Raw genomic sequence first — 22,214 nt, 5'->3', positions numbered from 1 at the left:
CCGGCAGTTCGACCGCCGCAACCGCACGACGTTGTCGAACGTCGCTAGCTCGAGTTCTTGGTGTCGCGGCGATAGGCCGCCGGTGGCTTGCCAGACCAATTGCCGAAGGCTCGTGAGAATGCCTTTTCGGAAGCGTACCCACAGGATGCGGCCACTGCCGAGACGCTCCCACCCCTCGCGAGCTTGTCGGCGGCGAGTGAAAGCCGGGCTCGCGACAAGTAGGCCATTGGCGACTTTCCAAGCAACTCCGAGAAGCGAGCGGCGAAGCGCGAGCGTGACATTCCGACCGCTGTTGCAAGCTTCTCGACGGTCCAGTCATTGGCAAGGTCGTGGTGGATCAGTTGTATCGCTCTGCCGATCTTCGGGTCCCCCAGCGCCTCGAACCATCCGGGCCGAGCCTCGCGCTCGAGCGCGACGTGGGCGCGCAACGCCTGCACGAAGATTGCCTCGGCAAGGCGGCACACAGCGATGTGCCAGCCCGGCTCCGCCTCCTTGGCTTCTTCGAGCAATGCCTGCATGGCCGACCCAAGGCGGGCCAGCATGGGCCGTCCCGTTGCGCGGATATGGATGACCGGTGGCAGGACCTCGAAAAACGGAAAGCGCGCCGCTTGCCGGAATACCAGGATACCGCCCACGATGGTCGTGAGCGCACCAGGCCCGCCGAAACTCATCACGCGCGGATCCGGCATCTCGCGGCCCGGGCCCACCCACTCCTGCAGTCCAAGCTCGGTGAACCCCTGCGACAGTGGCACCACTGGCACGGCCGGATCGGATGCCATGACATGCGGGTCGCCATGCGGCAGCAAGACAAGATCGCCAGGCTCCACATGCATCCAGTCGCCTTGCGCCACCTTGAGCCAATAGGGCGCGCCCTCCGAAACACGAATCGGGATGCCCTCGACGTGAGGCTTCCCGATGGAGAAGGGGGCGGACAAGCGAAAGCACATCGCCAGGGCGGTGCTTGCGTGCATCGAATCGAGGAGAAGCGACAGGGAGTCCACGGCTTGGAGTGTAAGGAGATACCCACCCTCGACCCGCACAGAAGCCCATATATGGGACGATCTGCAACCTTTCTGAGCGCCGCAAGGGTTCTTTGGTCGAGCGGCATTGCCTACAGTTCGTCAAGCCAAATAGGAGACAAGGCAATGTCCGAACAAACCGCGCAGCGGTATCGCCAATGGTGCCCGCACTGCATCGACTTCCATACTCACTTCCTGAACGCCGAGGTGCTCGAGCGCTCTGGCGCACACAGCGTCTTCACTTGCTTTGGCAAGCAGCGAATGCCGACGGACAGCGAGAACTTCAAGAAGATGTTCGAGCCCGAGCGTCAGATCGAGGACATGGAACTTCGGGGCATCGACAAGTATGTGATTTCCTCTTGCGACGTGATACAGGGGCGCACCTGGGCCGAGCCTGAGGAGGAGCTCTATCTCGCGCGACTGGTCAACGACCAAGCCGCCGATTGGGTAGACCGCTTTCCTGATCGATTCATTGGAAGCTTCGGAGTCCCGCTTGGCGACACCAAGCTGGCAGTCAAGGAACTCGAACGCGCGTTGAGCATGGACCTGCGCGTCATCAATCTCACCAGTCAGTATCGTGGCGACTATCTGGGCGAAGCACGCTTCGACGACTTGTGGGGCGCGATCCGTGAAAACAACGTGGTGGCGTTCATTCATCCGGACGGCGTGCGCGACATGTGGTTCCAGGACTATGCGATGTGGAACTCCATCGGCCAGTCGATCGAAGAAGTACGCTGCATGTCGTCCTTGATCTATGAGGGCGTGATGGATCGGCACCGCGGCGTGAAGATCGTGATGGCACATGGCGGAGGCTACATGCCTCACTACATGGGTCGCCTGGATCGCAACGTGACCGACAAGCCCTGGACGACCAAGAACCTATCGAAGAAGCCGAGCGAGTACCTGCGCGATTTCTATTACGACAGCTGCGTCTATGACCCCCGGACGCTGGAGATCCTCGTCGAGCGCGTGGGGGCGGATCGTGTCGTTCTGGGCGGCGACTATCCGGTGGCCGCTTGGGATCCCGTCGATTTTCTGGATGAGGCCAAGGGCTTGACAGATCAGCAGCGCGGCGCGATCGCAGGTGGAACCGCCGCCGCCCTGTTGTCGGCGGCCTTCGCCGTCACTCCCTGAGGAAGCCCGGTGCCACACCCGACAGCCACACATTGGATCGGCGGTGAATCGGTCGCCATGGGCCACATTCGGGAGAGCGTGAATCCGGCAACGGCCGAAGTCATCGGAACGTATCGCGACGGCGGCGCCGAGGTCGCCTCACGGGCCATCGCAAGTGCCGCAACCGCGTTCAAGACGACACTCTGGCGTTCAGATCCGATGGCGCGCGCCGGCGCACTCAGCCACCTCGCGGATGCCTATGCCAGCCGGCTCGACGACATCATCGACTCCGTATGCCGCGAGAACGGAAAGATGCGGCGCGAAGCCACCTACGAAGCCAGCCATATCGTTCGGTGCCTACGCTTCTCGGCCGGTCTCGCGACCCAGAACTTCGGGCGCGTACTCGACGTCAAGCCTGGCACGCAGTCCCTGTCGCTGAGACAGGCAGCGGGCGTGGCAGGTCTGATCATTCCGTGGAACTCGCCTGCCTACCTGATGATTCGCGCCTTGGCCCCGGCGCTTGCCGCCGGATGCACAGCCGTCGTCAAGATGCCTGCGGAGGCCGCGCAGACGGCGGCACTTGCAAGCCAGATCGTTGCCAGCGTGCCGGAAATTCCAGCCGGCGCAGTCAACATCTTTATCGAGTCGGGAGCGGAAGGTGCGAAGCTGATGGTGGAATCGCCCGAAGTGCCGGTGATCCATTTCACGGGCAGCACGGCGACGGGCCGGCGAATCGCGCAGGCCGCGGCGGTTCACCTCAAGCGCGTCGGCCTCGAACTGGGCGGCAAGACGCCGCATCTGGTCTTCGACGATGCAGACCTCGAAGCTCTACTCCCGGTCCTCGAGAAATCGGCCACAGTCTTCGCCGGGCAGTTCTGCATGACGGGCAGCCGGATTCTGGTCCAACGCGCGATCGCTTCACGCTTGCAGTCTGAACTGGCTATGAAACTGGAGCGGGTTCGACCCGGCGCGGCATCTGCCGCGGATTCGGACATGGGCCCAATGATCGACAAGGCCGCAGTCCTCCGCGTGAACGCCATGGTCGAAGAAGCGATAGCTCAAGGCGCACAACCCATCGTGCGCGGTGGTCCCGCGATCTCGCCTGCCCTGTCCGAAGGCGCGTTCTACCGCCCCACCCTCCTCGCTGTAACGTCGTCAGACCTGCGCATCGTGCAGGACGAAGTGTTCGGCCCGGTTCAGACACTGCAGGTGTTCGACACGGAAGAAGAAGCCATCGCTCTGGCGAATGACACGCAATACGGCCTGAGCGCATGCGTGTGGAGCCGCGACGTGGACCGTCCCATGCGGGTGGCACGACGGCTCGAGGCCGGCCTCATTTCAATCAACAGCTGGGCGAACCTCGCCGTCGAGATCGAAGAAGGCGGCTTCAAGTACAGCGGCATGGGCCGCCTCGGAGGCCCGAGCGCAATGGACGACTTTCTGGAGACCAAGCAGATTTCACAGACATTTGCCATGCCGTCGGCATGAGCGTTGGAGCGGCTTTGATGGATGAGTCGCCCAGCGTGCAGCTGGGCCAAGAATTAACAACGGAGACAACGTGAACCTCACAAAGACATTCATGCGCCTGTTCTGCGCGGCCTCGATCCTGGGCATGGCGGCATCGCCCGCGCTGGCACAGAAAAGCAACAAGCGGGTTGCCGTCATGCTCGCGCCCACGCAGGATGCCTTCGTCGGCACCTGGGCTACGACGTTCAAGGCGCAGAGCAGTGCGCTGGGCATGGACGCCAGCATCTTCAGCAGCCCGTTCGACGCATCGTTGCAGGCACGACAGATCGACGATGCGGTTGCGCAGAAGTTTGATGCGGTGGTGGTGCAGGCGCTCAGCCTCAACGCGATCCTTCCTGCATTGCAACGCGCCAAGGCGGCCAACATTCCCGTGATGGCCGTGATCTCGCCACTGCCAGAATCCGCGTCCGGCCTGATCGTCTCTTATGTGGGGGAGGACTCCAGGCGCCTGGGCGAGATCGCCGGCGAAGCGATGGCGAACGCCCTCATGAAATCCGGCAAGACCAAGGGGCGGGTCGCAGCGGTGACAGGTTCGCTCGCCGATGGCATCGCACCCACGCGTTTGAAGGGCTTCGAGAGCGCATTGGCGAAATACGCGCCTGAGGCCAAGATCGTGGCGGTCGAGGATGTTCGCTGGAACCCGGTAGCAGCGGAGCAAGCCGCCGGCCAGTTGATTGCACGTTTCGCCGCAACCGGCAATCTCGATGGCATCTACGGCATGAACGATCGGCTTGCGAACGCAGCCATTCAGGCGGCGAACGCGGTCGGCCAGAAGCTTGGCGGCAAGGACGGCCTTGTTGTCGTCGGCGGCAATTGCCAAGCGGTGGGAATGCAGAACCTGGCCACCGGAGATATGGCCGCAACCGTCGAAATGCTGCCGAAGGTTTCTGCGACTCGCGCGTCTCAAGTGCTGCAGGAGGTCCTGGCAGGCAAGGCCGTGGACAAGACCTACTTTGAACAACACCGCCTCGTGACGCAAGCCAACCTCGCCGAGGTCAAGAGCGCATGTTCGTACTGAGAGGGGCGCCGGAGTCAGCCGCAGGATCCGCCGCAGTGCCCCTTGATGCAGCACGCCAAGACTCCGCGGCACACGCTCCGGCACCGCTCCTGCACATCGAAGGGCTATCGAAGCGATTCGGCGGCGTCCGGGCGCTCAACAACGTCTCGCTGACGTTGTGCGCAGGCGAGATTCGAGCCATCTGCGGCGAGAACGGCGCCGGCAAGAGCACCTTGGTAAAGGTGTTGACCGGCATCGTCTCTCCGGACGACGGAACAATCCGACTCGACGGCGAGGTCCGCAGATTCGACGGCCCCCGACAGGCGCAAGCCAACGGCATCAACCTCGTGTCGCAGGAACTCAGCGTCTGCCCCGATCTGAGCGTGCTGGACAACATCTGGCTCGGGACCATCGGGGTTCCCTTCTTCCACCGGGCCCGACACCTTCGCGAACGCGCCGCACAAATACTCTCAGACCTGGGGGCGGGCAATATCGACCTGGACGCGTCGGTGGCCCAACTGAACACGGGCGAAAGGCAAATTGTGGAGATCGTGCGGATGTTGGCGCGCGACACCCGCATCCTGATCCTCGACGAGCCCACAGCCACGCTGTCCGACCAGGAGATCGCCCGCGTCCTGACCGCGCTGAGGGCCGTGCGTTCGACTGGCAAATCCATCCTCTACATCACGCATCGATTGTCGGAGGTCTTCGAGCTGTGCGACACCGCCACGGTGATGCGCAACGGTGAGGTGGTCGCTGACTGCAGCGTCGCTGATGTCGACCGCAAATCTCTCATCGAACTCATGTTGGGCCGCTCGCTTGGGGAGATGTACCCCACCCGTCAGGCAACGTCCGAGGGCCCGGTCGCCCTTTCCATTCGTGGATTGAATATCCCCCACGTTGCCGGCCCGATCGACCTTGCCGTGCCCGCAGGACAGATCGTGTGCCTCACCGGCCAGGTCGGATGCGGCGCGGAGGGCGTGGTCCGGGCGATCTGCGGCTTGCTGAACAATGCCGTCGGAGAAGTTGTCGTCGAGGGTCGGCCGGTCCCGCTGGGACGTCCGGAGAAGGCCTTCCAGGCGGGCGTTCGCTTCGTCTCTGGTGACCGTGCCGGCGAAGGCATCTTCGTCAATCAAACCGTTGCCGACAATCTCGTGGCGACGCGTCTGCCACGCCGCAGCCGATGGGGGCTGGTCAACCGTGCCGCGTTGCGCACCGAAGCAGGCCAACTCGCGGAAGGCGTCACGCTGAACAGGGCCCGACTGTCGTCCCTGGCCAGCGAACTGAGCGGTGGCAACCAACAGAAGATAGCGTTCGGCCGCTATGTCGACGATCCGGACACGCGGGTGATTGTCATGATCGAGCCCACCCGCGGCATCGACGTCGGCGCTCGCGCGGAGATCTACAAGTTGATGCGAGCCCTGTGCGCACGGGGCTACGGCATCCTGGTCGCATCTACCGACTTCAGCGAAGTGCTGGGTCTTTCCGATGCGATCGTCACCATGTACCGCGGCACCATCGTCGGCCGTTACGCGGCTCAGGAGGCAACCCTTCCTCGGATCGTCGCCGACGTCACCCATCCGGAGAAATGATGTCCGAACCAATTTCACTTCAGGCGCCGCGGATGGTTTGGGCGCCGGCCATGCTGCAGCAATTCAGGATGGCCGACTACGCCCGGTTGCTGGTCGTGCTTGCGCTGATTGCGGTTGCCTTGGCAACGCCTGGCTTTTTGTCGCAGGCGAGCATTCGATCCCTGCTCTCGGCAATGTCCTTCGTAGGGTGCGTTGCAGTGGGGATGACGTTCATCACCCTGAGCGGAAACATCATGTCGTTCAGCCTCGGTGCGAGTGTGGCTGCGTCAAGCGTGGTCTTCGTCGCTGTCCTTCCCCTGGGTACCTGGCCGGCATTTGCGCTCACGCTGCTGTTTGGATTCGCACTGAACGGCCTGCAAGGCTGGGTCATCGGCTACCTGCGCGCCAACCCGATCATCGTCAGCATGGCAGCGCTGTCGCTGATCATTGGGATTGCGAGCGTGCTCACGGGCGGGCGCGGGCTCTACATCACGAGTGCGGACGCAGCGATCTTCAAGCGCAACTTCGGACCGGTGCCTGGACCCCTGATCGCGTTTCTGATCTGCGCTGCCCTGGGCCAGGCCATCCTCAGCTTCACACGCGTCGGCCGCACGATCATGCTCGCAGGCAGCAATCCCACTGCCCTCTTGGCTGCCGGCATCGAGCCCTGGCGAAGCACGACCTGGGCCTACGGCATTGCCGGCCTCTTCACCTCGGTGGCTGCTGTGCTGAGCGCCTCGCGCTATGGGTCCGGTGATCTGCAGCACGGCGCCGGCTTCGAGTACGGCGCCATCAGTGCGGTCCTGGTGGGAGGCACGCTGATTCACGGTGGCCGCGGGTCGGTGGGGCGAACGGTGCTGGGCACCTTGCTGATCGCGATCCTGCAGGCTGTGCTCGTGCTGCGTGGGTTCAACGCCCAGTTCCAGCAGTTGGCCCTGGGGTTGGTGGTGCTGCTCGTGATCGTCCTTCAATGGAGGAGAAAGCAATGATGTCTCGCATCTGGAGCAATCGAACGGCCCGGCCATACTTGTTGCTTGCCCTCACGGTCGCGGTGTTTGCGTCGATGGGCGGCGGGACGGTTCTCAGCCTGTCGACCGCTCACAGCGTGCTGCAACATTTCGCGACCTTGGGACCCGTGGCATTGGGTCTCGGACTGACGATATTGGCTCGCAACTTCGACCTGTCAGTCGCGGGCGTCGTGGGCCTCGCCGGCTGCGTCGCCGTGCTTCTGGGCGGATCGTCACCGGTGCTCGGCGTGCTGGCGGCCGTGGCGGTCGGCGCCGCATTTGGACTCGTGCAGGGCACGATCATCACGCGCCTGAACTTGAGCTCGATCGGCGTCACGCTGGGAGGCCTGTTGACGGCAACGGGAATTGCCTATGTGGTGACTGGCAACCAGGAAGTTCGGCTCGACCAGCCGGGCATCCCCGCGCTTCTCGACGGCCCGATCCTGGGGCCCATGTCCGTGCGCTTCCTTGTGGCAGTCGCTTTGTTTGCGGTCTCGGCCATCATCGTGGGGCGGACTCGGGCCGGGCGCGATCTGCTGGCGGCCGGCAGTGATCCGAAGGCGGCACTGGTGGCCGGAGTGCCCGTCGCCACCGTCGTGATCACGGCCTTCATGCTGGCCGGCATGTGCAGCGCGCTCGGCGGCGCCCTCCTGAGCTACAGCCTCGCCGCAGCGTCTCCTCTTCCGCTGTCCAACACTTTGGTGCCGGCCGCGGCCGCCGCAATCATTGGTGGTGTTTCGCTGCGCGGTGGGCGCGGAAACCCCATCGGCATCGCTGGAGGTGTGCTGGTCCTTTCGGCGCTTCAGTCGGGATTGACCGCACTGGGGGTAGAACCCTTTGTGCAGGACATCGTCACCGGCGCCGTGCTGCTGCTCGTGGGCATTCTGGATGGCGGCGATCTGCGGCGACGCATCAACGATTTCAACCGCCGATGGGTGCGTCGGCCAGCGACTCACGCTGCTGCTGTACCTCCGGCAAGGTCTTGAGGACCGGAGATATTGATGAAGACCAACTCGCTGCTGGCAATCCATTCGTGGATTGCTGCCGGCATGGAATGGGTGGCCGGGGACCACGCAGCCGAGGATTCGTCCTACGTCCGGGGTCCCCCGCCTCCCGAAGGTTTCGCCACCAACATCGAGTCGCGGTGAACATTCATAAGACAAAGGAGACTGCATGACATCGGCAAACACTCAAGCGCTGCCCATCTTCGACGTGATCCAGATCGGCCGGGGGCCGGTCGGCATGACGTCCGCGGCCCTTATCGCCCAGGCGGGTCACAGCGTGGCGATCGTGGAGAAGCATGAAGGCCTCTATGGTCATCCGAGAGCCGGCCACATCGATCACGAGATCGCTCGCTTGCTGGAGAGCATCGACTGCGCAGGCCCGGTGCTCGCAGATGCCGAAGCGCCCGATGACTACATCTGGAAGAACGCCCAGGGCGAAAAGTTGATTGAGTTCGCCTGGGGCGCCAAAGGTGTCTCGGGCTACAACGCCGACTACATGATGTTCATGCCTCTGATCGACAGCGCACTCGCGGCACGGCTCGAGCGGGACGCAAATGTCACAACCTACTTCGGATGGCAGGCGATGGACCTCATCCAGCACGCGGACCACGTCGAGCTTGTGATGCGTCGCACTCGACCGAGTAACGGCGCTGGCCAGCTGGAGGTGTCCAGCGACGAAGCGCGCATTTGCGGCCGCTTCCTTGTCGCCTCCGATGGCGCGAACAGCCCTGTTCGCCAACAGCTCGCCATCGAACAGCAGGACCTTGGCTTCAACGAGCGCTGGCTTGTGGTCGACGCGCGGCGCAAGCGTGAGCTGGCTCGCTTCGATCCGGATTGCGGCCAGATCTGCGATCCGCGAAGGCCGGTCACTGTGCTTCCGCTGGGCAAACGCCACCGACGCTGGGAGTGGTACATGTTCGAGGGTGAGACGCCCGAAGCGTTCTCGCATCCCGAGAAGGCCTGGGAGTTACTGGCCGATCAGGGTGTGACGCCCGATGACGTCGAGATCGTCCGACAACTGCCCTACGTATTCAGCGCAAGGCTGGCGGAACGATGGCGAGATGGCCGCGTTCTGCTGATGGGCGACGCCGCCCACACCATGCCGCCGTTCATGGGGCAAGGCATGTGTTCCGGCATTCGTGATGCGGCAAATCTGAGCTGGAAGCTCGACTTGGTGTTGCGTGGCCTGAGCAACATGGACCTGCTGGACTCATACGAAGCCGAACGCTCGCCGCATGTGCGCGACTGGACACTGATCTCCATCGAGTCGGGCAAGCTTCCGTGCACGGTCGACTTCTCGGCCGCCGAGGAACGCGACGCGCGTTTTCGAAACGGGTGGCAACCCCCCATGCCGGCCTTTCCCAAACTCGACAGTGGCCTGCTCCACCGGGAGTCGGACGGCAGTCTGCGCGCGCCGGTCGGCGATCTCGCGGTTCAAGGGCGAGTGCTTCTGCGCGGTGCGGTGAGCTTGCTCGACAGTTTCTCGCCGAAGGGAAAATTCGCGTTGCTCAGCGTCGTCGGCGATCCGATGTCGATGCTCGATGCGCATCGTCGCGCGAAGATGGAAGCGTTGGGTGTGTACGCGTACTACATCGACGCCAAGATGGATGTGGATGGTGACTACGGCGCCTACTTTCAGCGGCATGGTGTCGAAACGATCCTCGTGCGTCCCGACTTCTATGTGTTTGGGGGCTGCGAAGCAGGGCAATTGGGAAGCGTGGTTGACGACCTACTTGCCCAGCTCGGAGTTCACCAGCGCCAAGCGGTCAACGCCTGATCCCCATATGACCTCGGCTCGACATGCTGCAATGCCCCTCAACGATCACGTCGCCCCTCTTCCCCGCCTTGCCGTCGACGGGCTCACCTGGCCGGAATCGCCGCGTTGGCGCGACGGCGCGCTTTGGTTCTCCGATGTGCACAACTTCCGTGTGATGCGCGTAGTCCCCGGCGAGGAAGCGAAGGCAGTCGCCCATCTGCCCGGACGCCCCGGGGGCTTGGGTTTCATGCCGGACGGGCGACTGCTCGCCGCCACCGCGCTCGACCGGAAGCTATGGTGGATCTTGCCCGGGAGCGAACCCGAGTTGGCGGCGGACCTGTCGACCGCCGTCAAAGGATTGCTGAACGACATGGTTGTGGATCAAAGCGGGCGGGCCTGGGTCGGCGACACCGGCTTCGACTTGTTGAAAGGTGAGCCCGAGGTATCTGGGCGCCTTCTCGCGTGGACAGAGGGCGGCGGTTGCCAGGTGGCCGCTGAAGACGTGCGGTTTCCAAATGGTATCGCGATCTCGAGCGACCGCTGCACCCTCTACTTGGCCGAGACGTTTGGTCGCTGCGTCAGTGCCTATGCCATGTCGGCCGACGGATCGCTGTCCGAAAGACGCGTCCATGCCCAACTGTCCGGACGCCCGGACGGCATGTGCCTCGATGCCGAGGGCTGCTTGTGGGTGGCCCTCCTCTGGGACAACGAGTTCCAGCGGATTTCACCCGACGGGCGCGTCATCGCTCGCATCCCCATCGGAAAGGAAAGAGCCGTCTCGTGCGTATTGGGCGGTGACGATCGACACCAACTCTTCATGGGGGTCTCGGAGGTTGATGAATCCGACAAGGCAAAGATCCTTCGTACCGGCAGCATTCGGCACCTCAGAGTAGGGGCGGCCGGTCATGGCGTCCCTTAGTCCGCCTCGCGACTGCTCTCGCACACGATCGCGCAACTGGCGCGGATTGATTGCCGCATTCATTGGATCCGGGCGTTATCGCGGACGTCAAGGTCGCATGCAGGTCGGCAAGATCCAAGCTCTATAGCAAATTGGCGGCTTTCTGGCTGCTCACGTGCTGGCTTGCAACCTAAAGCGCGTGATGAGCATCCTCTACATCGCCAAAACGATGCGGGCCATGAAGTTGTTAAGCGCGTGAGCGCTTCGTCATGCTCGGCCTCCCCAAAACGCGCGCTCAGCACAGCACAGCACACAAGATCGGCATATCGCGCTCCCATGATTACTCGGGGCGGTCGGCAGCAACTTTGGCTCGACTTGACTTGCGGATTTGCGCTTGGACACGCTCAACGGCGTTTTCACACAGCCACGACTGGTTGCAGCCAGTCGCGCTCGTCGGCCCAAAGACAGCGCCTCTCGAAAGCCGACCTTGGCGATTGTTCTGATGTGCGCCTGCTCCATATCGAGACTGGACCATGCCTCTTGCACGGCGATTCGTTTCTAGTATCAGTACGGCACTTCTGACATCTCCTTCGATGCAACCATGAACTGTACGATGCGCTTCACAGCCGCAGCAGCCCGCCGTCTCCGTGTGCATTTTGAATCCTGACCTCTGCGGGCCAATCACGAGGTCGGATTGCCAAAGTCGAGCTGAAATAATGAGACAACCCTTGCTGAATCTCGCCCGCCCACTCTATGCCGCAGTATTTGCCGTGGGTATGGCCTTTACTTCCGTCGCGTCGGCTCAGGATCGTCCTCCACAGGTCAAGATCGATTCGGGAAATCTGGAAGGGACTCTCGACAGCGCCGGAGTCCGCGTATTCAGAGGCATCCCTTACGCTGCACCGCCGATCGGCGATCTGCGCTGGCGTGAACCACAGCCAGCGAAGCCGTGGACTGGCGTTCGCAGTGCAAGGGATTTTGGCGACCGCTGCCAGCAAGGCCCGTTTCCGGCTTACAAGCCGATCGGCGGCAGCGGCATGTCCGAAAACTGTCTGTTCTTGAATGTCTGGTCGGCCTCGGACTCCGCCCGACGTCCGGTTCTAGTCTGGATTCACGGCGGCGGCCTGGGCTATGGGTATAGCAATCAAGCCGACTACGATGGCGACAGCTTCGTGGACAAAGGTTTGGTCTATGTCAGCCTGAACTATCGAGTCGGCGTGCTCGGGTATCTGGCCCATCCCGAACTCACCGCTGAATCGCCGAACATGTCCTCCGGCAATTACGGTGCACTCGATCAGCTTGCTGCCTTGCAATGGATAAGACGCAACATCGCTGCGTTCGGTGGCGATCCCGATAATGTCACGATCTTCGGCGAATCTGCCGGTTCGGTGAGCGTCAGCGCGTTGACCGCATCGCCAATGGCCAAGGGTCTTTTCAGACGGGGTATCGGCGATAGCGGTGCCTCACTGGGATCGACCGTCGATACGCTGCCGGTAAGGCCCCTCGCTTGGGCCGAGAAGCGCGGTCAGACGTTTATGCAGGTGGCAAAGGCGAACTCGCTCGCCGAGCTGCGTGCGATGCCCGCTGACCGATTGGTCGAAGTCAGCAATAACGGCGAAGGGCACATGTTTCACCCCGGCTTGTTCGCGCCGACGATCGATGGCTATTTCCTGAAGGAGGCGCCGGAGCAGACCTTTGCGCGTGGAGCGCAGAACAATGTGGACCTGATCGCGGGCTGGAACTTGGACGAAGGAAAAACGTTCATGAAAATCAGCCGCCACCCCGGCACCTGCGAGCCAGTGTGGAAGACTGCTCAAACCCCTTCAGCTTTCGTCGCGCAGGCAGAAAAGACCTTCGGAAAATCTGCGCCGGAGTTCCTGAAGATGCATCCTCATGCGACCGAAGCCGAGTCGATCGCGTCCGCGCACTACATGGTCGGCGACATGGCGATTGCTTACCCGACGTGGCGATGGGCCGACCTGCAGGCGCGGAACGACCCGACGAATGTCTACCTGTTTTTCTTCAAGAAGGCGACTCCAGCCCAGTGGCAGGGAGGTGCGCCATCGCACGGCGCAGAGGTTCCATATGCTTTCGACAACCTGAAGCAGATCGCGACAAGCTGGAGCGATGCGGACTATCAAGTGGCAACCCAGATGTCCACTTACTATGCGAATTTCGCGAAGACGGGAAATCCAAACGGCACGGGACTACCGAGGTGGCCCACTTACAAGCCATCCGACCCCAGACGCATGGTGTTCGGCGAGCGCGGCGCCGAAGTCGAGGCAACTCCGGTGGCGCCGCTTCAGTTCATCGACCGGAACAGATCTGCCGGACCCTGGTGCCAGGATTTGATGTGACGGTCGAACGCGCGAAGCAAGTCTGAGCGCTTTACCGGTTTGCCCAACCGCGCCATCGACATGGAGCGCAAGGCGTTGGATTGGGCGAACAGGTGCGTGGTCCATCTCAGAAAGGACCAGAAGCAGCCCCTGTGTCGGCGACATTCTTTCTGTCGCGAATAATCTCCGGCGCTGCAGCATTCGCAGCACGACTGACAGTCTCAAGGACAACACCGATGGTTCTCCCGCCATCATCATCCAGAATTCAGTGCCGGACTTCCCAATCCGACTACCTCTGCAGAGCCCACCTGCGATGTGCCCGAACATGAGTCCAAGGACTTGATCGGCTACGCGCCATGCACCCAGTCCTCCGATATACGCATGTGTCGCAAACAGGAACCCAATGACGCCTTTTCGAGCCTACTGTGCGCATGACGCTTTCGAAGCCGCTTCGCGCAAGACAAAGTCGGTCACAACGCTTTGCAAAAGCCTGCTGCTTGCCGCAAGCATCGCCGGCATATTGGGCGGCTGTGGTTCAAAGCAACATGAGCCGCCGGTCAAGGCCGCGGTTACGGGCAAGGTCATGCTCGTGGGTGTGACTGTGGTCCGCACGCAAGACGGCAGTCTCACACCCAATATGAGCATCCTCATGGATGCGGGCAAGATCGTCAGCACTGCGCCGGCCGGCGCTGCCGCACCTGACGCGTTGATCGAGACGATCGATGCGCACGGCAAGTTCGTGGTGCCCGGGTATCTCGAAAAGCACGCGCACCCGTTGGGCAAGGGTGATCCGACCGGCACGCTGGAGCTGATGCTCGCCAATGGCATCACCGGCTTTCATCAGATGCAGGGCAGTTCGGAATTGCTCGCCGAGCGCAAGGCAGGAGCGCTCGAAATGCCGCAGGATTCGCCCGCGTTGCTTGGCATGCCGGGGACGATCTTGAATCCCCTCAATGCAGGCACACCGGAAGCAGCGGTCGCCACGGTCAGGCAGCAAAAGGCCGAGGGCGCCGACTTCATCAAGGTGATCGCCGTCAATGCGCCCACGTTCTTTGCGGCACAAGCCGAGGCCAAGAGGCTCGGTCTTCCCTACATCGGCCACCTCCCGAGCGGCGTCGATGCCGCGGCAGCTTCCAAGGGCGGCATGAAGTCGATGGAGCATCTGGGCGCGGGCGACAGCATACCGATCGCATGCTCCAGCGATGAGGAAGCCCTGAAACAGGAGCTCGCCAAGTTGCCTCCCCTCAAGGGGCCTCCGTTCAAGATCCCGTTCATGGACAAGATCGTTGGCTGGTACATGGAAAAGCTGGTCGCCAACCCTTACGCGAAAGCGGATGCCCGCGACATTGTTCGGCTCCAGCACGCGATCGACACTTACAGCGAAGACAAGTGCCGCCAGCTTGCCGCAACGTTCGTCGCCAACGGCACGTGGCAAGTGCCCACGCTGATCCGTCTGCATACGATGGAGATGGGCGATGCGCCGGAGTTCGTGAACGACCATCTGCGCTACATGGCGCCCACTGCGCTGAAGCTCTGGCGTAGCGTGGCGCAAGACTTCACTGAAAATCTGTCCCCGGCCACCAAGCAGACGCTGCGGCAAGCCTACGCGATGGACCAGAAGATCGTGAAGCTATTCGACACGGCGGGCGTCAAGATGGCGACGGGAAGCGATATGGGCGGCGCATTCCTGGTGCCCGGTTTCTCGTTGCACCAGGAATTCGACGAGTTGGAAAAGGCCGGTATCTCGCCCCTGCATGTGTTGCAGATGGCCACGCTCAACGGCGCCGAGTTCGTCGGCAAGACGGCGACCATTGGGAGCGTGGAAGCCGGCAAGTATGCCGATCTGGTTTTGCTGGATGCCAATCCGATCGACGGCGTCCAGAACATGCACAAGATATTCGCGGTGGTTCGCGCGGGCCGATACTATTCCCGTCAACAACTTGATGCCCTGAAGAACAGGGTGCTGACCGAGCATCCGGCCGGGCACTGACGTTCGCAGGCCAGGCCGTGCTTCAAGCAGTGGTCTGCGTTGGCCCGAAGGTGGCGGCGCCGACGATGAGTTCGGACATGCGCCACATCGTCACGTCGGCATGGAAGTGTGCCGGGTCCGCGTCGTCGGCCAGCTGCATGTCCCAGCTTTGCGAAAGCGAGCCGCGCCAGTAGTCAAGCGCTTCCCGCGCCGACGTCGCGCGCGAATCGAAGCGCATGTGAGGATGTGGGGGTTGACACGCCAGAGTCATGGAAGAGCACCGTGTGAAAAGGATGGTGAAATTCTAGGAATTTATGTGCGAGGCGTCTCAACGGGACGTGTCAGTTCTTGCCCGTGCGTCTCATGCGACCTCGCAAAGTCGCATCAATCGCGGAGCGAGCGCAGCCACTTGTCGAAGGCGGCCTGGCCTGCGCTGGTGGCTGGCTCGTTCGCGACCAGCAGCCCGCGCTGGCGCACCTCGTTGGAGCCGTAGCCGTACTGCTCCCTGAACGCGCGGCTGAAATGCGTGGTGCTCTTGAAGCCATGGTCCTCGGCGATGCGCCCGAGGTACTGCCGCTGCGTCGACGAGGACAGCACCGCGTGGATGCGCGCGAGGCGCCGTTCCTTCACCTAGTGCGCCGCCCCGCCCAGGGGCTCGAACCGCCGGTAGATGGTGGAACGCGATAGCTTGAAGAAGGCGCACAGCGCCTCGGCCGAGAGTTCCGGCTCGCCGAGGTGGAGGTCCACGTAGCGGCAGGCCTGGCGCAACAGATTGCCCTCGATCGTGGGGCGCGCATGGTCGAGCGTCTGCGCCGAAGGCACCAGGCTCGCGGCCAGCAGGTTGACCGTGGCGCGTGCGAGCGCCGCCGTCTCCTGCGGCTGGAGTTGCGCGGCCCCACGGGCCAGCGCGCGCAGGTGGGCGGCCATCATGCGCGCCGTGGCGCCGCCCGGCTGCGCGCCGTGCAGGTCGAAGCTGCGCGGCAAGACCTCGTCGAGCATCTGGCGCGGGATGAACATGACGACGTTGGCACCGCGCGTGGTCTCGTAGCGCTCCTCGCGCGACATGTCCGTCAGCACCAGTTCGCCCGCCTCGACCTTGAAGCGGCGGCCATCGGCCTCCAGGCGCAGTTCGCCCTCGGTCTGCAGGATCACGCGGTAGTGGTCGAGTTTGTCGGCACGTGCATTGCGCAGTGTGCGGGTCTGCGAGCGCGGGCCGAAGACGCTATCGCTCAGCAGCACCGTGCCGAACTGCCAGATCGAGACGTCGTAGGTGCTCTCCTCCGGCCGCGCGCCCTCGGGGACCGACACGTTGGATGTGCCGCCAAGGCTCTGCTGCCAACACTCGAATCGCTCCTGCACCGGGAGCTGGCTGGAGACCAGGTGCAGGCGCGGCAAACCTCCGCCATTCGCCATTCGCAGTTGTCCTCCGTTGGCGGGGGGCAGTATCCGGCTGGCGCATGAACGGGGCAAGGGCGTATGCCGTTTGCACGACGTCGTCGAATCGATCCTTGCGGCCTGGAACCGCCTCGTGCCTGCTAGAAGTGTCGAGCAGCAAAGCATGCTGTGCATGCATCTGGCAAAGATGAGGCCACCAAAGCGGGCGGAACAAGCTCTCTGCGTTTCATGATTGAGGTGTCAAGCGAGCCAATGGCATTCTTCGTCACCAACCCATCAGCATTGCCCGCCGCGCGGCTGCCAGCCGGTGCTGGCCGGGGCCTGTTCCTTCACGCTGGGCTGACGCTCGCGGCCGCAGGCGAGCATTCGGTTGCGCTGCTCGCCTCGCGCGCCTGGGAGACGCTGCTTGGCTCTGCGCTGGCCCTGCCGAGCTGACACTGCGCACGCCACCGCCGGCGGCGGCGGCGAAGGCCTGAGCTTCAGGCGTGCGCCCGGTAGCTTTGCTCGCGGTTGGCGTCCATGTACATCTCCGAGACGATCGGCCAGCGCCCGTCGGCCTGCCGCTGCAGAAGTGGTGAGGACTTCATTGTTCGATGGCGCTACCGCGGGGTGTGGCCCCAGTGTCCCAGATGTTGACCTCGGTGCTCAATGGATCGACCTGCCGGCACGCAGCGTCCACGGCAACAGCGATGCGCTGATGGCCTGCGCTTCAGCGGGCGCCAGATAGGCCGGTCAGCGGAAGCAGCGCCCGCACGGCATCGAGCCGCAGATAGAGCGACGCCCACACGGCAATACCCAGTACCGCAGACACGATCTGCGGTGGCGAGCCCATCTCGCCGATCCGCATGTGCGTGCAGATCGCGCCGCCCAGAAAGCCCGTTAGAAGGATCGCCCCGAGCACGCTGGTACGGGGGATCGCATAGAGCACGAGGCAGGCCAGCAACACACCGCCGATCACCGGCGAAAGCGCGATCGCGAACCCGGTGCGCGCCAGGTCGTTGGCCATCAGTTGCGGCGCAAAGATTGAAACGCCGGCGTCGACGAGCAAGGCGAGGATGGCAGCGCCTGCGAGGATGTGTCCGGTCCAGCGCGCGCCGCGCGTTCCGGTCGGCAAGACGGCGCTCATCGTGCGCTCCCTTGCGCCCAGCGCGCCAGCACGCGCGGCGCCTCGACTTCGAAGTCCCGCAGACGTTGCCGCGCGCACAGCGGCGTCGTCAGTTCCAGTCGGTGGCCCGACGGATCGTGGAAGTAGATCGAGAGCACGTAGCCGTCGTGGTCCACCGGGCCGAGCACCTGAAGGCCCAACGCCTCGAGTTCGGACTTGGCCTGCAGCAACACCTCGCGGCTTTCCACTTCGAAGGCGAAGTGCTGGATCCAGTCGGGCGAGGCCATGTCTTTCATCTCGCCGGGCTCGTCCGGGCATTCAAAGAAGGCGATGCTGCTGCCGTCTTCCATCCCGAAGAAGAGGTGGATGTGCGGGCTCAGCCGGCCGGTGGAGGGCACCACCTGCTGGTTGATCGCATGCGAGAACGTGAGGCCGAGCACACCGTTGTAGAAGTGCGTGGTCGCAACGGCGTCCTTGCAACGGAATGCAGCGTGATGAAGTTTTTTGCAGAGCATGTTTCGGGTCTCATGAGGCAAGGGTCGATCGGAGTCAGGGCTGCTGCGTCGCATGCGCTGACTGCATCGACTGATCGTAGGAATTGCCCGCCGCGCCGGGTTTCCCTTGCGTCTCAAATTTTGTCGTCATGTATCGGAGGGGGCGATGCGGCGCCGTCTCGCGAACCTGGGCCACAAGAAGTCAGCCAGTGGCGCGTGAAGAGGTGCACCACCCGCGCGTCAGAAGAGATAGTTCACCCGCAGGATGCCCTCGTTGGAGCGGTAGCCCGAGCCGAACTGGCCCGAGTACTCCGCCCTCACCTCCAGGTTCTTCTTGACCAGCAGGTTCACGCCCAGGCGCACGTTGCCGAGCGTGGTCGTGCGCTGGCGCCGGTCTCGAAAGGCGCCACGCCGGGTGCAGCGCCCTGGAATTGCGCGGTGGCGCCCCACTCGTTCTTGTTGTTGACCGTCGCACCGACGGCCGCATAGGGCCGCAGGGTCATGCCGTTATCCATCTCGACCCGGCCTGCCGGCAGTGCCGCCGCCACCGCCCTTGCCGCCCACCGCCGTGCTCACGCCGACGTTGGTGCTGCCATCACTACCGTTGGCATACGACGCCGCGGTCGAGTCGCCGCCGTTGCCGCCGCCACCGGCGCGCGGAAGCTTGTCGGCCTCGCCGGCCTGCGCGCGACTCTCTGATGCGATGTCGGCTTCCGGCATGACATCTGCCAGTCGGTCGGGTTCGCCGAAAGACAGCAATTGCTTAGGGTTGTGAAATACCTGCCCGGACACTGGGGCGAGCGATGCACGACCGCGGGCCGCTTGGCGCAGACAATCCAGTCGACCTTGCGCAGTGACGCGAGCCACGCCTTGAAGGCCCTCGCGTCGGCCAGTGGGACATGCACGACGAAGAACTTGAGCTTGCCACCTTCGTGCAGCTGCTGCAGCTCTTCCAGGAAGCCGCGCCGGGACAACCGCGACAGCATGCGCACCGGCAGGAAGAATCCGGGGCGGCACGCCACCCAGGCCTTGCCATCGGAGGCCAGCCCTCCATCGGGCACGATGTGGTGCACATGTGGGTGCTTCAAATCAAACCTTCACTTCATGACTCGCGCGCGTCCTGCGGTGCGCGCCAATACTTGTTGGCATCCAGTTGTAGGCGCTATTGACGCCAATACGCAAACATCACGTCCATCAACTCATCCGGGGAAAAAAGTGAGCCGAGGGTGCCTCGCTCGAGTTGCACCCGCACGCGATGCCGCTCGCTGCCAGGCCCCGCCCCGCAAAGTGGTCTCTCCTGGACCCTCCATGGCCGACATGACGCTGGCGCTCAGCTTCGCAGAGCATGACTACCTCGTCGCAAATTGTTGACAGCATGGCTTAAAGCAATACAATACATACATGTTTTAAGTGGGCGCGGCAAACATCCTCGAAGGAGCGTCCTGAACACAGCTACACAATCCCACGAACGACCTGTATGAATCCCGACGCCTCCCCCCGCAGCCTCACACATCACCATGACGCCGCCGGCTGGTCCGACCGCATCGCCCTCTCCATCACCCTGTCGCTGCGTTTCCTGGCCGACACCTTCTTTGCCAAGCGCTATGGCAACCGCGCCATCGTCCTGGAAACGGTTGCGGCGGTGCCCGGCATGGTCGGCGGCATGCTGGTGCACCTGAAGTGCCTGCGCTGGATGGTCGATGACGAAGGCTGGATCCACAAGCTGCTTGACGAAGCAGAAAACGAGCGCATGCACCTGATGACCTTCGTCAAGATCGCGCGGCCCAACTGGTTCGAGCGGGCGGTCGTCCTCATCGCACAGGCCGTCTTCTTCTGCTTTTTCTTCGCGTTGTATCTGGCCTCCTCGCGGACTGCGCACCGGCTGGTCGGCTACTTCGAGGAAGAGGCGGTCGTCAGCTACACGCGCTACCTGGCCGAGATCGACGAAGGCCGTGTGGAGAACATTCCCGCGCCGGACATCGCGATCGCCTACTGGAACTTGGCGCCGACGGCACGCCTGCGCGACGTGGTGCTGGCCGTTCGCAACGACGAGGCCGAACACCGCGACGTGAACCACGCAATGGCCGATGCACTCGACGGCGACGGCAGCCGGGCGCTCGCGCTCTAAGCCATGGAACGCCTCATAGCCGGCTACGCGCAGGACGGGGAACATCACTGGATGGCCCGGCTCGACTGTGGTCACCTTCAACATGTCAGGCACAACCCACCCCTCGCGTCGCGCCCCTGGGTCCTGACCGACGAGGGACGGCAATCGCATCTGGGCAATGCGCTGACCTGTACGCGTTGCGAGCGCTTCGAACTGCCTGAGGACTTCGTGCCCTACAAGCAGACCCCCGTCTTCACGGAGCAAACAGTTCCGGCCGCGTTGCGCAAGGATCACTCGACGCGCAAGGGCGTGTGGGCAAGGATCCACGTCCTGGAAGGCCGACTGCGCTATCGCGTACCGGCATGGAATGTCGACACGGTTCTGACGCCCGACCTGCCCGGCGTGGTCGTGCCCGAGGTGCTTCACAGTGTCGAGCCGCTGGACAGCGTCCGCTTCAGGGTCGAGTTCCATGGCGCTGCGTGACGGGCTGGTGTGATGCTGGCAATGCATGCCTCCACCGCCCGCAGCCGTAGCGTCGCGCTTGCAGGCATTTCTATCGCCAGCTTTCTCGGCTGCATCGACTTCACCATCGTCAACACCGCGATGCCGGCGATTCAGCAGGCACTGGATGCCGACGTCCAGACCTCGCAATGGATCGTCACCGCCTTCCTGATCGGGCTGTCGACCTGCATGGTCGCGGCCGGCCGTCTCGCCGACCTGCGCGGCAGACGGCGCGCCTTGTACGCGGGCATGGTTCTCTTCGCGATCGGATCCCTGGGTGCCGGCCTGGCCTGGAACGTCCAGGCGCTGATTGCGTGGCGACTCGTGCAAGGCATCGCTTGCGCCGCGCTCTACACCGCCTCCACTGCGGTCGTGACGCAGATGTTCCCGGAAGCGGAACGCGGCAAGGCGATCGGCCTGCTGTTCGGTGCGAATGGACTGGGCCTTGCGATCGGGCCCGTGGTCGGTGGCTTGGTGGTCGGGCTGCTCGGATGGCGCGCCGTCTTTCTCATGAATGTGCCGCTCATTGCAATCGGCTTCCTGCTGTGCCGGGGACGCGTCATGGAATCGCGCGCGTCGAGCGCGGAGACGTTGGATGTTGTTGGACTGATCGTCGCGATGCTCGCGTTGCCCTGTCTGCTGCTCGCAGTCGTCCAAGGTGCGGACTGGGGCTGGCTTTCGCTTCGTACCACGTGCCTCGCGGGCGCGGGAGCGCTTCTTCTGTGCGCATTCGTCTGGACGGAACGCAAGGCAAGGTTTCCGTTGTTCCAGTTCGACCTGTTCGCCAATCTTCGCTTCGCAAGCGCCGCCATCGCGAGCGCCTCGCTCGCGTTCTTCTATTGCAGCGCCTTCTTCCTGATGCCGATGTACCTGTCGCTCGCGCGCGGTTGCGACAGCACCGCCACCGGCTGGCTGTTGCTTCCGACAACAGCCGTGATGGCGATTGCGTCACCGCTCTCCGGACGATGGGCCGACCGGCGTGGCACGACCGAACCGATGCTCGCGGGACTTGTCGTCCTGATGGCGTCGGCCGCGCTGCAGACTCAATTTGCCTCGACGACGAGTTGGATTGCCGTGATCACGGCGTTTGCCTTCATGGGCGTCGGATGGGGATGCCTTCTGGGACCGTCGACCATGGCCGCGATCGCGGCGGTTCCGCCAGCGCTGGCGGGACTGGCCACTGGCGCTGCGTGGACGCTGCACAACTTCGCTGGCGCGCTGGGCCTTAGCCTGGCCACGACCGTGTATCGCGCTTTCGCCGGGACCGACCCCCGTGCCCTTGGGGGCTATAGCGCATCCATGTGGCTGCTGGTCGTCGTCTGCGCGCTTGCGTTCGTATCGGTGCTGGTCGTGAGCGTGGTGGTTGCCAGGAGCGTTCCGCCGCTTGACGGCCAGCGACGTACTGCTTGAGGAGC

Annotated in this window: 24 protein-coding genes and 1 pseudogene; 15 read left to right on the top strand and 10 right to left on the bottom strand. The window is 63.4% G+C overall.

Translation table 11 applies throughout. The annotated features are described in order from the left end of the window. Window positions 1-44: 44 nt before the first annotated feature. Window positions 45-1,040 (bottom strand): AraC family transcriptional regulator, encoded by a 996-nt coding sequence (locus HB681_RS31725; RefSeq protein ID WP_213958866.1) that lies wholly within the window; start codon window positions 1,038-1,040, stop codon window positions 45-47. Between the two features lie 105 nt (window positions 1,041-1,145). On the opposite strand from HB681_RS31725, the gene HB681_RS31720 reads away from it, so the two are divergent. From HB681_RS31720 to HB681_RS31670, 11 genes are all read left to right on the top strand, one after another. Further along, window positions 1,146-2,153 (top strand): amidohydrolase family protein, encoded by a 1,008-nt coding sequence (locus HB681_RS31720; protein ID WP_213958865.1) that lies wholly within the window; start codon window positions 1,146-1,148, stop codon window positions 2,151-2,153. A 9-nt stretch (window positions 2,154-2,162) separates the two neighbouring features. Continuing rightward, the gene (locus HB681_RS31715; RefSeq protein WP_345944787.1) at window positions 2,163-3,620 is read left to right on the top strand and encodes an aldehyde dehydrogenase family protein; all 1,458 of its coding nucleotides are present in this window, start codon (window positions 2,163-2,165) and stop codon (window positions 3,618-3,620) included. Between the two features lie 91 nt (window positions 3,621-3,711). Continuing rightward, window positions 3,712-4,677 (top strand): sugar ABC transporter substrate-binding protein, encoded by a 966-nt coding sequence (locus tag HB681_RS31710; protein ID WP_213958864.1) that lies wholly within the window; start codon window positions 3,712-3,714, stop codon window positions 4,675-4,677. A 35-nt stretch (window positions 4,678-4,712) separates the two neighbouring features. Beyond that, entirely contained in the window at window positions 4,713-6,248 is a 1,536-nt protein-coding gene (locus HB681_RS31705) for a sugar ABC transporter ATP-binding protein (protein ID WP_213958863.1), read from the top strand. A 68-nt stretch (window positions 6,249-6,316) separates the two neighbouring features. Continuing rightward, window positions 6,317-7,216: an ABC transporter permease gene (locus tag HB681_RS31700; protein ID WP_213958862.1), complete on the top strand. Its 900-nt coding sequence runs from the start codon at window positions 6,317-6,319 to the stop codon at window positions 7,214-7,216. After that, window positions 7,213-8,220, top strand: coding sequence for an ABC transporter permease (locus HB681_RS31695; protein WP_213958861.1), 1,008 nt, complete (start codon window positions 7,213-7,215; stop codon window positions 8,218-8,220). The genes HB681_RS31700 and HB681_RS31695 overlap by 4 nt, the downstream gene beginning before the upstream one ends. A gap of 15 nt (window positions 8,221-8,235) precedes the next feature. Beyond that, on the top strand, window positions 8,236-8,382 hold the full coding sequence (locus tag HB681_RS31690; RefSeq protein ID WP_213958860.1) for a hypothetical protein: 147 nt from the start codon (window positions 8,236-8,238) through the stop codon (window positions 8,380-8,382). A gap of 25 nt (window positions 8,383-8,407) precedes the next feature. Next, window positions 8,408-10,015, top strand: a complete 1,608-nt coding sequence (locus HB681_RS31685; RefSeq protein WP_213958859.1) for a bifunctional 3-(3-hydroxy-phenyl)propionate/3-hydroxycinnamic acid hydroxylase — start codon at window positions 8,408-8,410, stop codon at window positions 10,013-10,015. A 31-nt stretch (window positions 10,016-10,046) separates the two neighbouring features. After that, window positions 10,047-10,913: an SMP-30/gluconolactonase/LRE family protein gene (locus HB681_RS31680; RefSeq protein WP_213958858.1), complete on the top strand. Its 867-nt coding sequence runs from the start codon at window positions 10,047-10,049 to the stop codon at window positions 10,911-10,913. A 707-nt stretch (window positions 10,914-11,620) separates the two neighbouring features. Then, window positions 11,621-13,249: a carboxylesterase family protein gene (locus tag HB681_RS31675; RefSeq protein WP_213958857.1), complete on the top strand. Its 1,629-nt coding sequence runs from the start codon at window positions 11,621-11,623 to the stop codon at window positions 13,247-13,249. 382 nt (window positions 13,250-13,631) lie between these two features. Further along, on the top strand, window positions 13,632-15,218 hold the full coding sequence (locus tag HB681_RS31670) for an amidohydrolase family protein (RefSeq protein ID WP_213958856.1): 1,587 nt from the start codon (window positions 13,632-13,634) through the stop codon (window positions 15,216-15,218). A 22-nt stretch (window positions 15,219-15,240) separates the two neighbouring features. Here HB681_RS31670 and HB681_RS31665 read toward each other — a convergent pair whose 3' ends face one another. From HB681_RS31665 to HB681_RS31655, 3 genes are all read right to left on the bottom strand, one after another. After that, window positions 15,241-15,435 carry a hypothetical protein gene (locus HB681_RS31665; protein ID WP_213958855.1) on the bottom strand — a complete coding sequence of 65 codons (195 nt, stop codon included), beginning with the start codon at window positions 15,433-15,435 and terminating at the stop codon, window positions 15,241-15,243. A 146-nt stretch (window positions 15,436-15,581) separates the two neighbouring features. After that, entirely contained in the window at window positions 15,582-15,827 is a 246-nt protein-coding gene (locus tag HB681_RS31660) for a helix-turn-helix domain-containing protein (RefSeq protein ID WP_213958854.1), read from the bottom strand. After that, entirely contained in the window at window positions 15,828-16,610 is a 783-nt protein-coding gene (locus HB681_RS31655; RefSeq protein ID WP_213958853.1) for a hypothetical protein, read from the bottom strand. It lies immediately after the preceding gene. Window positions 16,611-16,844: 234 nt separating this feature from the next. Here HB681_RS31655 and HB681_RS31650 point away from each other — a divergent pair, with 234 nt between their 5' ends. Further along, window positions 16,845-17,027 carry a hypothetical protein gene (locus HB681_RS31650; protein ID WP_213958924.1) on the top strand — a complete coding sequence of 61 codons (183 nt, stop codon included), beginning with the start codon at window positions 16,845-16,847 and terminating at the stop codon, window positions 17,025-17,027. 274 nt (window positions 17,028-17,301) lie between these two features. On the opposite strand, the gene HB681_RS31645 is transcribed toward HB681_RS31650, so the two are convergent. The 6 genes and pseudogenes from HB681_RS31645 to HB681_RS31620 all read right to left on the bottom strand — a co-directional run. Next, window positions 17,302-17,718 carry a DoxX family protein gene (locus HB681_RS31645; protein ID WP_213958852.1) on the bottom strand — a complete coding sequence of 139 codons (417 nt, stop codon included), beginning with the start codon at window positions 17,716-17,718 and terminating at the stop codon, window positions 17,302-17,304. Further along, window positions 17,715-18,212 (bottom strand): VOC family protein, encoded by a 498-nt coding sequence (locus HB681_RS31640; protein WP_213958851.1) that lies wholly within the window; start codon window positions 18,210-18,212, stop codon window positions 17,715-17,717. The genes HB681_RS31645 and HB681_RS31640 overlap by 4 nt, the downstream gene beginning before the upstream one ends. Window positions 18,213-18,431: 219 nt before the next feature. Continuing rightward, a complete protein-coding gene (locus HB681_RS31635; protein WP_345944786.1) occupies window positions 18,432-18,542 on the bottom strand; it encodes an autotransporter outer membrane beta-barrel domain-containing protein in 111 nt (36 codons plus the stop codon). Further along, on the bottom strand, window positions 18,539-18,694 hold the full coding sequence (locus HB681_RS31630; RefSeq protein ID WP_213958849.1) for a hypothetical protein: 156 nt from the start codon (window positions 18,692-18,694) through the stop codon (window positions 18,539-18,541). Before HB681_RS31630 ends, HB681_RS31635 begins: the two co-directional genes overlap by 4 nt. Before the next feature lie 4 nt (window positions 18,695-18,698). Continuing rightward, window positions 18,699-18,911 carry a hypothetical protein gene (locus tag HB681_RS31625; RefSeq protein WP_213958923.1) on the bottom strand — a complete coding sequence of 71 codons (213 nt, stop codon included), beginning with the start codon at window positions 18,909-18,911 and terminating at the stop codon, window positions 18,699-18,701. A gap of 95 nt (window positions 18,912-19,006) precedes the next feature. Continuing rightward, window positions 19,007-19,273, bottom strand: a pseudogene (locus HB681_RS31620) (transposase); the annotation flags it as partial. 395 nt (window positions 19,274-19,668) lie between these two features. Between HB681_RS31620 and HB681_RS31615 the strand changes: the two are divergent. The 3 genes from HB681_RS31615 to HB681_RS31605 are packed head-to-tail and all read left to right on the top strand — an operon-like array spanning window position 19,669 to window position 22,209. After that, window positions 19,669-20,319: an alternative oxidase gene (locus tag HB681_RS31615; protein WP_213958848.1), complete on the top strand. Its 651-nt coding sequence runs from the start codon at window positions 19,669-19,671 to the stop codon at window positions 20,317-20,319. 3 nt (window positions 20,320-20,322) lie between these two features. Continuing rightward, window positions 20,323-20,781, top strand: a complete 459-nt coding sequence (locus tag HB681_RS31610) for a DUF3565 domain-containing protein (protein WP_256735169.1) — start codon at window positions 20,323-20,325, stop codon at window positions 20,779-20,781. Window positions 20,782-20,802: 21 nt separating this feature from the next. After that, on the top strand, window positions 20,803-22,209 hold the full coding sequence (locus HB681_RS31605; RefSeq protein WP_256735168.1) for an MFS transporter: 1,407 nt from the start codon (window positions 20,803-20,805) through the stop codon (window positions 22,207-22,209). Window positions 22,210-22,214 lie beyond the last annotated feature (5 nt).

Source organism: Variovorax sp. dw_954 (assembly GCF_018449755.1).
Lineage (GTDB): Bacteria > Pseudomonadota > Gammaproteobacteria > Burkholderiales > Burkholderiaceae_C > Variovorax.
This window is presented reverse-complemented; position numbering and strand designations above follow the sequence as displayed.